This window comes from Tardiphaga sp. 215_C5_N2_1 (assembly GCF_052076055.1).
In the GTDB taxonomy this organism is placed as follows: domain Bacteria; phylum Pseudomonadota; class Alphaproteobacteria; order Rhizobiales; family Xanthobacteraceae; genus Tardiphaga; species Tardiphaga robiniae.
In genome coordinates, this window is record NZ_CP197240.1 from 6,391,943 (window position 1) to 6,405,010 (window position 13,068).

The 13,068-nt window shown below is 59.5% G+C and carries 12 protein-coding genes; 8 read left to right on the forward strand and 4 right to left on the reverse strand.

The window, feature by feature from the left end; all coding sequences use genetic code 11:
- The first annotated feature begins 13 nt into the window (after positions 1-13).
- Positions 14-925: an HpcH/HpaI aldolase/citrate lyase family protein gene (locus tag AB7828_RS30260; RefSeq protein ID WP_441232048.1), complete on the forward strand. Its 912-nt coding sequence runs from the start codon at positions 14-16 to the stop codon at positions 923-925.
- On the opposite strand, the gene AB7828_RS30265 is transcribed toward AB7828_RS30260, so the two are convergent.
- Positions 911-1,735 carry an IclR family transcriptional regulator gene (locus AB7828_RS30265; RefSeq protein ID WP_441232049.1) on the reverse strand — a complete coding sequence of 275 codons (825 nt, stop codon included), beginning with the start codon at positions 1,733-1,735 and terminating at the stop codon, positions 911-913. The two genes, AB7828_RS30260 and AB7828_RS30265, sit on opposite strands and share 15 nt — an antisense overlap.
- Before the next feature lie 122 nt (positions 1,736-1,857).
- The gene (locus AB7828_RS30270; RefSeq protein ID WP_441232345.1) at positions 1,858-3,465 is read right to left on the reverse strand and encodes a GMC family oxidoreductase; all 1,608 of its coding nucleotides are present in this window, start codon (positions 3,463-3,465) and stop codon (positions 1,858-1,860) included.
- A 247-nt stretch (positions 3,466-3,712) separates the two neighbouring features.
- On the opposite strand from AB7828_RS30270, the gene AB7828_RS30275 reads away from it, so the two are divergent.
- The 5 genes from AB7828_RS30275 to AB7828_RS30295 all read left to right on the forward strand — a co-directional run bounded on the left by AB7828_RS30275 (position 3,713) and on the right by AB7828_RS30295 (position 8,750).
- Positions 3,713-4,003, forward strand: a complete 291-nt coding sequence (locus AB7828_RS30275) for a 2Fe-2S iron-sulfur cluster-binding protein (RefSeq protein WP_441232346.1) — start codon at positions 3,713-3,715, stop codon at positions 4,001-4,003.
- A gap of 137 nt (positions 4,004-4,140) precedes the next feature.
- Positions 4,141-5,577, forward strand: a complete 1,437-nt coding sequence (locus AB7828_RS30280; RefSeq protein WP_441232050.1) for an aldehyde dehydrogenase family protein — start codon at positions 4,141-4,143, stop codon at positions 5,575-5,577.
- Between the two features lie 13 nt (positions 5,578-5,590).
- Complete coding sequence (locus AB7828_RS30285; RefSeq protein ID WP_441232051.1) at positions 5,591-6,481, forward strand: SDR family NAD(P)-dependent oxidoreductase; 891 nt, start codon at positions 5,591-5,593, stop codon at positions 6,479-6,481.
- The gene (locus tag AB7828_RS30290) at positions 6,478-7,170 is read left to right on the forward strand and encodes a glutathione S-transferase family protein (RefSeq protein WP_441232052.1); all 693 of its coding nucleotides are present in this window, start codon (positions 6,478-6,480) and stop codon (positions 7,168-7,170) included. Before AB7828_RS30285 ends, AB7828_RS30290 begins: the two co-directional genes overlap by 4 nt.
- 107 nt (positions 7,171-7,277) lie before the next feature.
- Positions 7,278-8,750, forward strand: coding sequence for an FAD-dependent oxidoreductase (locus tag AB7828_RS30295; RefSeq protein WP_441232053.1), 1,473 nt, complete (start codon positions 7,278-7,280; stop codon positions 8,748-8,750).
- Between the two features lie 38 nt (positions 8,751-8,788).
- Here the strand turns inward: AB7828_RS30295 and AB7828_RS30300 are convergent, their stop codons facing one another.
- Complete coding sequence (locus AB7828_RS30300; protein ID WP_441232054.1) at positions 8,789-9,640, reverse strand: enoyl-CoA hydratase-related protein; 852 nt, start codon at positions 9,638-9,640, stop codon at positions 8,789-8,791.
- 216 nt (positions 9,641-9,856) lie between these two features.
- Here AB7828_RS30300 and AB7828_RS30305 point away from each other — a divergent pair, with 216 nt between their 5' ends.
- Both AB7828_RS30305 and AB7828_RS30310 read left to right on the forward strand, forming a co-directional pair.
- Positions 9,857-10,618, forward strand: coding sequence for an SDR family NAD(P)-dependent oxidoreductase (locus AB7828_RS30305; RefSeq protein WP_441232055.1), 762 nt, complete (start codon positions 9,857-9,859; stop codon positions 10,616-10,618).
- A gap of 176 nt (positions 10,619-10,794) precedes the next feature.
- Entirely contained in the window at positions 10,795-12,033 is a 1,239-nt protein-coding gene (locus tag AB7828_RS30310) for an ABC transporter substrate-binding protein (RefSeq protein ID WP_441232056.1), read from the forward strand.
- A gap of 54 nt (positions 12,034-12,087) precedes the next feature.
- Here AB7828_RS30310 and AB7828_RS30315 read toward each other — a convergent pair whose 3' ends face one another.
- Entirely contained in the window at positions 12,088-12,882 is a 795-nt protein-coding gene (locus AB7828_RS30315; protein WP_441232057.1) for an alpha/beta fold hydrolase, read from the reverse strand.
- Between the last annotated feature and the right edge of the window lie 186 nt (positions 12,883-13,068).

Genomic DNA, 13,068 nt, shown 5'->3' on the forward strand with positions numbered 1-13,068 from the left:
CAGGAGAGATAACATGTCCAACCGTCCAGCCCGCCCGCGCCGCTCCCAGTTGTCAGTTCCGGGCAGCAGCGAAAAGATGTTACAAAAGGCGGCGATCTCGAAGGCCGATCATGTCTTTTGCGATCTCGAGGATGCTGTCGCACCGTCCGCGAAGGTCGAGGCGCGAGGCAAGATCGCTTGGGCCCTCAACAATTTGAACTGGGACAAGAAGGTACGGTGCGTTCGCATCAACGACGTCACCACTGAGTGGTGTCATGATGACATCATCGAGATCGTCGAAAAGGCCGGAAGCAACCTCGACACCATTATGCTCACGAAACCGTATTCGGCGGCGGACGTGATCTTCCTCGACCGCATGCTCAACCAGCTTGAGAAAAAGCACAAGCTCGAACGCAGAATCGGCATCGAAGTACTCATCGAGGAAGTCCAGGCGCTTCAGAACGTGGAGGAGATCTCGCGATGTTCGGATCGCCTGGAATGCCTGATCTTCGGCATGGGCGATTATTCGGGATCGCAGGGCATCGATCTAAAGTCGATCGGCGAAGCGGGATCTTATCCCGGCGATATCTTTCACTACGCCCGCTTCAGGATTACGATGGCGGCGCGGGCGGCGGGTCTTGACGCGGTGGATGGACCCTATGCGAATTTCAAGAATGAAGAAGGCTTCAGGACCGAGGCCGTTCGGGCGCGGTCGCTCGGGATGGTGGGGAAATGGGCCATTCATCCATCCCAAATTGATCCGGCCCTGGAGGTCTTCTCGCCGACCCTGGAGCAGGTGAGCCGCGCGAGGAAGGTGTCGGCGGCTTACAAGGAAGCCGAAGCGAAAGGGCTCGGGGCGGTCCAAGTCGACGGGGTCATGATCGATGTGGCTGTTCTGCGGATCGTTGGCAATACCCTCGCCAAGGCGGACCTATACGGCCTCTAGAACAGCCGATTTGGCGGGCTCGGACTCGAAGCTATATCGGAACTCCTCCAGCGCCCGGATCAAGAAGCGCTCGCGCCTCTTGATCCGGGCGAGCGGGCCGCCGACCCCGACGGCCAAATGCATCGAACTCGTCGGCAACCGGAAGGTCACGGCGTATGCTCCCAAGCCGGGGGTCTGCTCGCCGTTGCTCTCCCCGTAGCCTTTCTGGCGGGTCTCGGCCATGATGCGCATGAATTCACTGCGCGAAACTTTAAGGCGCTCTTCCGCTGCCTCCGAATTGCAGCGCTTCATCCACGATAGGACTTCGGCGTCGGGTTTGAGTGCCAAGAGAGCTCGCCCGAACGCAGTGCAGGTCAGAGTGCGGAAATTGCCAGACTCGACCTTCAAACTATTAGGAGTATCGGGATGCTGCACCATTACGTACTGGCCCTGCGATCCGTTCTGGACAGCGATGTAGGCCGTCTCCCCGGCTCTCCGCTGCAGCGTGTCGAGTCGCGTGATGAGCGACTGGGTCTCGCCGAACATTCTTTCGATCCAGCTGCCTAGAAGTACAACCCGAATGCTCGGGATGTAAGTACGCTTGACGACGTCGTACTCGAGATAGCCGAGAGCGGTCAGATTGCGCAACAACATGGTTGCACTCGGCTGAGGGACGTGGAGTTCCTGAGAGATCTGCCCGACGGTGAGACCCCGTTGCACTTTGGAGAACATTTCGAAAAGCGCTAACGTCCGTTCCGCAGATTTTACCGTGCGTACCAACTTGACCTCCCGTTTTTTCTTGAAGGTACGATTACATATGTAATTTAGCAAGCCGCATTTGGGGCTTCAAAACTCTATCGACGGAGAATTGCGCGGCCGATAGAACTGGTACAATTCGTCGCCAGCGGCGCCGGCTTCTGAGCTGCGGTGGCGACCAGTCAAAATGGTACTGTTCACCTGGACTTCAGTAGAAGGTCAGCTCCTTTCTCCGCCACCATTATCGTAGGCGCGTTTGTATTGCCCGAAGGAATACTGGGCATGATGGATGCATCCACGACGCGGAGTCCGAAAGTTCCGTGGACGCTGAGCTCCTCGTCTACAACGGATAGTTCGTCATTTCCCATCTTGCATGTGCCTACGGGGTGATACATCGATTGCGCGTTCTCTCGTATGAACCGTCCGATCTGATCACTGGACGCGATCGTGGATCCGGGCGCCGTTTCCTCGACTATGTGATCCCTCAACGGAGACTGCGCGAAGATCGATCTGATCCATCGCACTCCCGCGATCAGCGCGCGTTGGTCGTCGGAATTCTGCAAGTAGTCGGCATTGATGGCGGGATGCTGATAGGGATCGGCCGATTTTAGACTTACGCGTCCGCGCGATTGCGGCCGCAGATGACATACCGAGGCGGTAACGCCGGGATAAGGGGTCGGCACCATCTTTCCGTTACTGTCGAAGTTGGTGCTTACAGGACGGAAATTTATCTGAAGATCCGGGCGATCGACGTGCGCACCCGAACGCACGAAGGCGCACGCTTGAGAGGCACCAAGCGTCATCGGGCCCTCCCGGACCAATGCATATCTAAGCAACTCCGGAAAAATGCGCCAAGTTCTCAGGATCGGATTTAAGGAATAGTCCCGTTCCACGTTTGCGCGTACGTGAACGTACAGATGGTCCTGGAGATTTTCTCCTACGCCGGGAAGGTCCACGATCGGCTGGATGGACCGGTCTCGGAGATGACTGGCCGGACCGATGCCGGAAATCATCAGTAGCTGAGGCGAATTGATCGTGCCGCCGCAGAGCACAATCTCTCGGCCGAACACCGTGCGTGCGACTCCGTCCTTTCGGTAGACTATTCCGCGCGCGCGCTTCCCGTCGAACATGATGCGTTCGGCGTGGGCGCCGGTTTCGACTCTAAGATTCGCTCTCCTACGCGCCGGGTCGAGGAAGGCGGACGCGGTGGAGTGACGCACTCCGCTCCTGATCGTGAACTGCAGGAAATTTACGCCTTCCTGGTCGGCACCGTTGAAGTCTGCGTTGGATCGAACACCGGCATTCCGTGCCGACTCCACGAACGCGCGCGAAGCGAGGTGGCGGAAGTGCGGATCGGAGACACTCAACTCGCCAGACGCCCCGTGAAATTCGTCGGCGCCTCTCTGTTGGTTTTCCCCGCGCTTAAACAAGGGAAGGACATGGTCCCAGCTCCATCCGGAATTCCCTAGCTGGCGCCAGTGGTCGTAGTCAGACGGCTGCCCTCTGATATACGCCATGCCGTTGATCGCGCTCGACCCGCCAAGCGTCTTTCCCCGAGGCCAGTAGATACGCCGGCCGCCGAGATGAGACTCAGGCTCGGTGAAGTATCCCCAATTCAGCGTCTTGTGTCGAAATACGCGAGAGATGCCCGCAGGTATCTTGAGCCAGATGTTCCGGTCGGGCGGTCCGGCTTCCAACACGATAACCCGATTGCGAGGATCTTCCGACAGGCGGTTGGCCAGCACGCAACCGGCCGATCCGGCTCCGACAACAACGAAATCGTATAGGCCTTCTTCGGCGCTCACCGGTGCCAAGCGCTCCTCCGTTTCTGTTGCCCTGGGACTTACATAGCAAGCTCAGAGGCGTCACACGTTAATGGGTGCTTCCACCACCACAAGAGGCCAAGCTCCGTTTACGATTGTCATCACACCTGTAATGTTGTGGCCGCCAACTATCGGAATCACTGAGGGCCGATAAAGTCGGTCCTGCTTCGAAACAGAATCCGCAGGTACGAACAAAATGGTCAGAGTGAGCTTCATTGCGTTCGACGGTATGGCAGATACAGTTGAAGTCGCTGAGGGAACGACCTGCATGCAGGCTGCCGTCGACAATTGCGTCGAAGGCATCAGCGGGGAATGTGGGGGGTGCATGACGTGCGGGACATGCCACGTCTACGTCGATCCGGAATTTCACGGCAAGCTTCCCCTCATGGACGAAGCGGAAGATGGGATTCTCGAAGGAGTGGCCGAGGAGCGAACGACATCCAGTCGACTTGCTTGCCAAATCGTCGTGACGGCTACGCTCGAAGGCTTGATCGTCAGGCTTCCCAAGACGCAAGGTTGAGGGAAATGCTTGCGCAGCCCTCCTTGGTCCCACAGCTATTACAATTGTAATCTCCGCAGACCCGAGGCCGATCTCCCGAGCATCTCTCAAACAACCCGCTATTCTGGCGGGCCAAGAACGATGAGCGGGAGAGAGACGTGACATACAGGTTCGACCATTTCATCGCGGGAGCATCCTCGACGCCGGCTTCGGGGAAGTACCTGCCTAAGATGGAGCCGGCAACGGGCAAACCCCTCGCTCAAGTGGCTGCAGGCGACAAATCCGATGTCGACAAGGCCGTACAGTCCGCCTACACGGCTTGGCCCGCGTGGCGTGATCGCAGACCTATCGAGCGGGGGCGCATTCTCCTGAAAATAGCGGAGAAAATCCGCGAGCGGATCAATGAGATCGCTACGATCGAGGCGCGAGAGACCGGCAAGCCGTTGGTCCAGGCCCTGCGGGAAGTCGAGGGCGCAGCTCAATATTTCGAGTTCTACGGCGGCCTCGTGAACGTTATGCACGGCGAAGTCATCGATATCGGTGCCGCGTATCATTCGTATACCCGCCGGGAGCCCTACGGGGTGGTGGGAGTAATCACTCCCTGGAACGCGCCGATCAACCAGGGCGGCCGCGGAATAGCTCCCGCGTTGGCGGTGGGGAACGTGGTCGTGGCGAAGCCGTCGGAAGAAACATCTGGATCTCTCCTTGAGGTGGCACGCCTAGCCGTGGATGAGTGCGGATTGCCCCCTGGGGTTCTGAACGTCGTGCTCGGCGCCGGGCAGGAAGCCGGAAAGTCGCTCGTCGAACATCCGCTTGTGCGCAAAGTCGCGTTTACGGGAAGCGTTCGGGCCGGCCGCGAGATCGGTCGGATTGCGGCGGAGCGCATCATTCCGCTGACGCTTGAGCTCGGCGGCAAATCACCGAATATAGTCTTCGAAGACGCCGACCTGTCGCTCGCGGTGCCAGGTTCGGTGAGGGCGTTCACAGCGAACGCGGGCCAGATCTGTCTCGCCGGAACGCGCTGTCTAGTGCAGGAGAGCATTCACGACGCTTTCGTCGAACGCGTGACGCGCGCGGTGAAAGCCATCAAGGTCGGAGCTGACAAAGACGCGACGATGGGCCCGCTTACGACGAAACCCCAATTCGAGAAGGTCCAAGAATACTTCAACGTCGCCAAGTCGGAAGGCGCGAAACTTGAAATCGGCGGTCAGAAATTGGCCAACGATGAATCGACGGCGGGTTGGTTCGTCGAGCCTACGGTCTACAGTGGCGTGACCAACGACATGCGGATTGCCCGGGAAGAAATCTTCGGACCAGTTCTCGCCATCATTCCGTTCACCGACGACGAAGATGCCATACGATTAGCCAACGACACCGAATACGGGCTCGCCGCTGGCATCTGGACGCGCGACCTTTCTCGTGGGCTCCGCGTGGCGGCTCGGCTCGAGGCTGGCCAAATCTACGTTAACGAATATCAGGCAGGCGGCGTCGAAACGCCCCTCGGCGGATACAAAGGTAGCGGATACGGCCGCGAGAAAGGTGTAGAGGCGCTGCATCACTACACCCAGCTCAAATGTGTAACGATCAAGCTTTGATGGAGGCCACCAGATGAAACTTGCCGGTAAAGCCGCCGTCGTAACCGGTGGAGGTAGCGGAATCGGCCGGAGTATTGCGCTCGCTCTGGCCGAGCGGAAATGTCGCGTATTGGTCGCAGATATCGAGCGGTCTGCCGCGGCCGCGGTGTCGGACGAGATCCAGAAAAGCGGTGGCGAGGCCGAAAGCGCCGTCTGCGACGTCGCAAGCTACGACGACGTCGACCGTCTTGCCCAATCGGCTTGGGCGAGATTCGGAACGGTAGATCTGCTCTTCAACAACGCGGGAGTATCAGGAGGGGGCCCGATTCTCGATGCACGTCCTCAGGACGTTCAGTGGGTTCTTTCGGTCAACTTCACGGGCGTCTGGAACGGCTGCGCCTTGTTCGGAAAGCGTTTCCGCGAGCAGGCCTCGGAAAGCCGCATCGTCAATACGGCTTCCGAGCATTCGATCGGCATGCAGCACGCGGGAACGGGAATCTACACGGCGTCCAAGCATGCCGTGCTGGGGCTTTCCGATGTCCTTCGACAAGAATTGCCGTCGCACGTCGGGGTCAGCGTTCTGTGCCCAGGCTTGGTGCGATCCAACATTTGGAATTCCAGCCGAAATCGGCCCCAGGATCTTGGAGGGCCACTCGACGTTGCGTCGCTTGGTCGACCGAAGGCCATCCTCGAGGAGGGAATGGATCCGGCCGAGATCGGACGAAGAGCCGCGGCGGGCGTCGAGCGCGGCGACTTCTACATCTTTACGCATCCGTATTCTGTGGTTGCGGCGCGCCGGCGAGCTGAAGAGATCGAAGCCGCATTCGCCGTCCAAGCCCCATTCACACCGGAAAGCGAGCGTTACGACGTCAACGCGGTTGTTCGACGCGTTTCGAACGTGGCTCAGGGGAGTTCAAAGGCATGATCGTGGTCTATCAATTTGCGACCTCGCCATTCTGCGAAAAGGTACGGCGTATCCTGAATTTCAAGGCAGTTCCATACGAACTTCACGAAGTGCCCCGCGCCAAAGTCGCCGAGTACGCGAGGGTAAGCCCTACCGGAAAGTTTCCCGCCATCGAGCATGACGGACACGCAGTTTGGGATTCGACCGATATTGCGCGGTACATCGAGCGTAAGTTTCCGCAGAAGCCTCTTATTCCTGCCGATCCTGCTCTTGCCGCTGCCGTTCACATTCTCGAAGACTGGGCGGACGAAAGCCTCTATTTCTATGAAATGACCATGCGCCTGGCGTGGGAACATAACGCCAAGAGAGTCGCTCGGGAGTTTGCTGCGACCATGCCGGGGGTTTCCGTCGAGGAAGTGCTCGCTCGCATCGTGAAGGCGGTGACAGCAATAACGACTGCGCAGGGCCTGAACCGAAAGCCGGTCGAGCAAATTGTGGCAGACGCAGATCGGCATTTCGATGCGCTTGATGGCTTGCTGAGCAAGGGAGACTGGCTCGTCGGCAGCGCGGTATCGCTGGCGGACATCGCAGTCCTCGTTCAGGTCAAGGCCCTTCTATATGCGGAAGAAGTCGTCCGAACCGTCGATCGGCTGCCCCGGGTCAAGGACTGGATTTCTCGGGCCGAGGTCGTTGCTCCTGACGTCCGCTGACGGACGACAACGGATTAGGCCGCGGCGGTAAACGCGGCTGAGTAGCCGATGGAACACTCGGATCGAACGCGCGTCGGACGGCAATGCGAGTCGCATGAGGAGACGAAATGAAACGACTGCGATGTGACGTCGTGGTGGTCGGATGCGGCGCTGCAGGTTTGACCGCTGCTATGGCTGCCCTCGAAGAAGGGGCCTCCGTCATCGTCCTCGAAAGAGCGCCGCGCGAGGAAAGAGGCGGCAACACACGCTGGACCGAAGCGCTGTTGCGAATGACCGACGATGGCGAGGTTCGAGACGACTTCGTCCCGAACTTGATCGCCAACGCGGGTTACCATATCGCCCCGGAATTCGTCCAGGCGACGGTAGGCGACTACGATAGCTGGCCTGGCATTCTGAAGTCGTTGCCTTTCACTGATCCGGAGCTTCTTTCCATGTTCGCGGAAGGCGCGCCCGAGGTCCTCAAATGGTTGGCGCCACACGGGATCCGGATCCATCCCAGCATGTACCCGCTCGTGCCGGCGATGGGTGCCAAGATGCCCGGCATTTATGGCGGCGGCCTTGCCATCATCGAAGCGCTCTGTCCGGCTATCGAGCGCCAAGGAGGCACGTTTCTTTACGACACCACCGCGGTCAAATTGCTGGAAGACGAGGATAATCGGATCGTTGGGGTCAAGGCTACCGACCGAGACAATGCGTCGATTTACATCGATGCAAAGAGCGTCGTCCTCGCCAGCGGGGGCTTCGAGGGCAACCAGGCGATGGTCGTGCAATACATGGGCCCGAACGCCCGCTATATGCGGCCGGTCGCGCGTGGTGGCTGGTACAACAAGGGAGAGGGTATCCGGATGGCGCTAAGCGTCAATGCCGCGCCAGCAGGGGACTATGCGGAGTGCCACCGCCAACCCATCGATCCTCGATCGAGCGTGTCGGAAGCCTTGGTACATGCCTATCCTCTGGGCATAGTAGTGAATGCGAAGGGTGATCGTTTCATGGACGAAGCGCCCAACGAGCGTGGCGGCTACCTCGAACCGCCCCTGAGAGCGATCAATGGCCAGCCGGGCGGTATCGCCTACTTCATCTTCGACAAGCAGATTGAACACACGCCGAATTGGCGGGTCATGATCCGATCGGACCAAGCCCCAATCGAAGCCGGATCGATCGCCGAGCTTGGCCAAAAGCTCGCGATTCCCGTCGACCGGCTCGAAGCAACGGTCGAAACATTCAACCGCGCGTGCGACGGGGCGCCCGTCGAGACGGGACTGTTCGACGGCAGATGCACCGCCGGAATCCATCCTCCCAAATCAAACTGGGCCCGGGCTGTGACACAGCCGCCCTTCCGCTGCTATCCGATAATCGCCTCGAACACGTTTACGTTCGGCGGATTGAAGGTGACTCGCGACGCTCAGGTCGTCAGTACCAGCGGGGCCGTGATCCGGGGACTTTATGCGGCCGGCGAGACGGTCGGCATCCTGTACGGCGAATACGTGGGAGCGACGTCGGTGCTTCGTGGGCTGGTGTTCGGACGACAGGCCGGCAAACACGCCGGCCGGCAAGCCGCCAGTTCGACGCACCGATCTTGAGGAGGAGCTCCCGAGAGATGCCTCGCATCAACTCAATATCAGCCGCGCTTGTTTCCTTCGCTCTTTTCTCCCTCGCGATAGTCTCCAAATTGCCTGTCACGCACCGATAGGGCGTGCGAAACGCCCTTGGCGAATTCCTTGCGATAGGAGAGGCTGGCTTCCGTCGTGAACGCCAGCGCCTGAAGGTCCGCGCCGGCACGAACTGCGGCACGAATACCCATGATCTCCATCGCCTGATGCATGGAGCGCTTGTTGATTTGCTGCAGTTCGAATGGGATTTTTGCGACGCGTTCTGCGATCTCAAGAACCTTGCTCTCTAGTTCCTCGGCCGGGAAGGCGCGATTGGCGAACCCTTTGCGAGCCGCCTCCAATCCCGTGATCGAGTCACCGGTCAACATCATTTCCATCGCGTCGCGCAGCCCCATCATCCAAGGATGAAATTGCATGTCGGGAGGGCTCATCGATCTGACGGGGGGATAGCCAATCTGCGCATCCTCCGCCACGTAGACCAGGTCGCACGCAGTCGCGAGTTCGCTGCCTCCCGCCAGACAGAATCCATGAACTTGCGCTATCACAGGCTTCGCCATGTCCCAGATACGAAAAGATCCCTCGATCACATGTCTGGCCCACTGACCGGGACCACCCGGTGTGTAGTACGGCTGGTTTTGATCGTTGCCGCCTCCGAGCTGATATCCGGACGAAAAACAGGTCCCGGCTCCCCGTAGAATGCTGACCCCAATCTCCTGATCGCGGTCCGCGTGCTCGAGCGCGTCGAAAAGCTCCGTGCGCAGCTGGTTGGATAGGGCATTCCGCTTCTCTGGCCGATTGAGCGTGATGCGCTTGATGTGGGGGCGGGGATGATCGATCAGCAGCAATTCGTAGTCGCTCATTTGCGCTCCTTAGGGGGGTCGTCCGGTCCTAACGAAGCGGCGAGTCCGCATCGCTGCCCGTGCTTCGGGCGAGTACCTCCAAACCGTATCAAGCTTCGCCGGGTACGCAAACGAATATTAGCTCACATGTGCGAATTTAGATTGCCCGCCGCGCCATAGGGTGGCAGCTTGGGATAACCGTCGCATTCAGACGACTTGCGCAAGGGGAGGCACCCATTGAAGATATCGTTCGATGGCCGCGTGGCACTTGTCACCGGCGCCAGCCGCGGCATCGGGAGGGCTACGGCGTTGGCGCTCGCCGAGGCGGGTGCGGATGTCGCACTGAGCTACCATCGCGACGAGAAGGGGGCGCGCGATACCGTAGCGGAAATCCGCGAGATGGGCCGCAGATCGGCGTGCTTCGGAGCCGCAGTAGAGAAGGCCGAGGACAACGAGCGTCTAATCAACGACGTCATTCGCGAGTTTGGGTCCCTCAGCGTACTGATCTGCAATGCGGGAGTGGCGCCCAAAGGCCGGAAGGTGGTGGACAGCGACCTTTCCGATGTGGAGCATGCCTTTCGCGTCAACGCCCTGTCGCCTCTGTTGCTGGCGAAAACCGCCATCCCTCATCTGCGGCAGCAGAAGCGAGGCGACATCGTCATCGTCTCCAGCATCGCGACCCATAACCTCAGACCTTACTCCGCGGCCTACAGCATGAGCAAAGCCGCCGCGGAAGCCCTCGCTCGCGTGCTTTCGAAAGAGGAGCGAGAGCACGGAATACGCTGCAACATCGTGGCTCCCGGCTTGACGGACACGGAGATGGGGAAGTCAGGCGCCAAGAGGATCTACGGCGTAGGCGACATCAGGGAATTGGACGCTTCGCAACCGTTTGGACATGTGTGCGCTCCAGAAGAGGTCGCCTCCACGATCGTGTATCTCGCTTCGGGCGCCAATTCTTACACCAACGGACAACGGATCTGCGTTGACGGCGGAGGATAGCAACGCTTCCACGCTGCTGATCTCGCCTCCGCGGGCAGCGGCGCCCCGGCATTACGATCGTCATCGGAAGCCGTCGTTTGCTCGCTCTCGGCGTGAAACATTTTCCATACATAGCAACAACGACGCTGTCCGGGCTCAAGGAAAGACATAGTCGGCAACCAGAAGGATCATTGAAAATGTACTCTGGCAGAACGAACGGGCTGTCGACGGTAGCGGGCATCGTGATGGCATGCGTCATGGCCGCATCGCGAATTGCGGCCGCGGGACCGGCTTTGCCGGGCGTGTCGGACACGGAGATACGAATAGGCCAAACGCTACCCTACAGCGGGCCTGCCTCCGCGTTCTCGACCCAAGGGAGAGTTACCGCCGCCTATCTTCAGATGATCAACGAGGGAGGTGGGATCAACGGCAGAAAGATCAACCTCCTCTCCAAAGACGATGCCTATAGTCCTCCGAAGACCGTGGAGCAGACGCGCCGACTCGTGGAATCCGATGACGTCCTCGCGATAGTCGGCTCCGTCGGAACCGCGACAAGTCTCTCGGTACGCAAGTATCTCAACTCCAAAAAGGTCCCCCAACTGCTCGTTCTGTCTGGCGCATCGAAATGGAACGACCCGCAACAGTACCCTTGGTCGATGCCGCTGTACGTTCCCTATCGATCCGAAGCCAAGGTCTATGCGCGCTATCTTCTGCAGCACAAGCCGGATGCCAAGATCGCGATCCTCTTTCAGAACGATGACGGCGGAAAGGACTACGTAGCGGGCCTGAAGGCCGGTCTCGGCGCCAAGGCCGCCTCAATGATCGTTGCCGAGGCCAGCTACGAAACCTCGAGCCCGACGGTGGACTCGCAAGTCGTGCTCTTGAAAACGTCGGGGGCCGACGTCTTCATCGATTTGGCGACGCCGAAATTCGCCGCTCAAGCCATCCGCAAAGTGGTGGAATTGGGATGGAAGCCGACTCATATCGTCCCAGCATTTTCGACCTCGTTCCGGTCCGTGTTCGTTCCAGCCGGTATCGAAAATTCGATCGGTATCATCTCCGGAGTCGCGGTGAAGGCAGCCACGGACCCGGCTTGGAGCACCGACCGGGGTGTGCAAGAATATCTGACGTTCTTGAAGGCAAGAGTGCCAGATGCCGACCCGGGCGACTCCGTAAGCGCTACCGGCTACAACGTCGCCATCCTGCTCGTGCACATGCTCAAGGCTTGTGGGGACGACCTGTCTCGTGACAACCTGCTCCGCGTCGCCACCTCCCTTAAGGAGGTGGAGCTCCCGATGCTCCTTCCGGGAGTCACTCTCACGACGTCTTCCAACAACTATCAGCCTTATCGCAAACTGCAGCTTCAGCAGTTCAATGGCGCTGGCTGGACGCCCTTGGGTGATCCGGTGGAGCTGGAGGACGCTCGCGACGATTGAAGTAAGACATGCGCGGACGCTTGGAAGATCGCGAACGGCACGTGCCGGCGGCGATCAGCCGGTGCGTTCGACATTCTTCATGAAAGCCGCGACCGCTGAATTGAAGCCGTCCGCGTTCTCGATGTTCACCGAATGCCCTGCATCGAGATCAACAATAATGGCGTCCGGCAACAGCTTGGATGCGTGGTCACGAAGCGGCTGGAACGCCTTCTCCCATCGACCGTTCACCAGAAGCGTCGGAACCACAGTGTTGTGCCAGCAACCGATCACTGACAATCCGGGCGCCGTGTAGCGAATCGAATTCGCGATGCCGAGAGGGGATGCCATGGCCGCGTCGGCGATCAGCTCGTCCTGGATCGCGGCCGGTATGCGGGTGGCGTGTCTCGGATGGATGGAAAGCATCTCGATTGCAGACCGGCCTTCCCGTTTGATGGCATCGGCACGACGGGCCTGCTCATCGTTGCTCCGGTTTCGAGCGACGGGCGCGAACGCTGACGTCGAGTTCGTGATGATCTGCCCCCGGACCGAGTCGGGATACAGGAGAGAGTATTGCGCGACCAGCCCGGCAGCGAACGATTGGCCGCAAATGTACCAGGACCGGACTCGTAGTTGGCGTCGCACTGTTTCGAAGGCTTGGAGGTAAGCATCCACCCGATAGGCCGCCGGGTCGGTGGGCGCTGGAGAGCGCCCATGTCCCCACAACTCGATGCAGACCGGCCTCGAAACTCTACTAAGAGCCGAGAGGTTTGCGCGCCATTGTGCGCGGCTGGACAAGAAGCCGTGTACCAACACCAAGTGGGGCGCAGTCATCTCGCTTGCATACGCTTCATAGTACGGCAGGGTACTCATCTTTGCTGCACTCCCGACCTTCGAACACCGTATCGGCTTGTCGCGGCTAGGCGCACCGCGGCGTGTCATGGCTCGGCCCGACCGACGGCGACCGCGTTTGAGCCTTCGGACAGAAGCAGGCGTTGCCGAACTCATCAAGGCCACCAGATTACGATTACGCATGCAATATTCGACCTGAGACGGTGC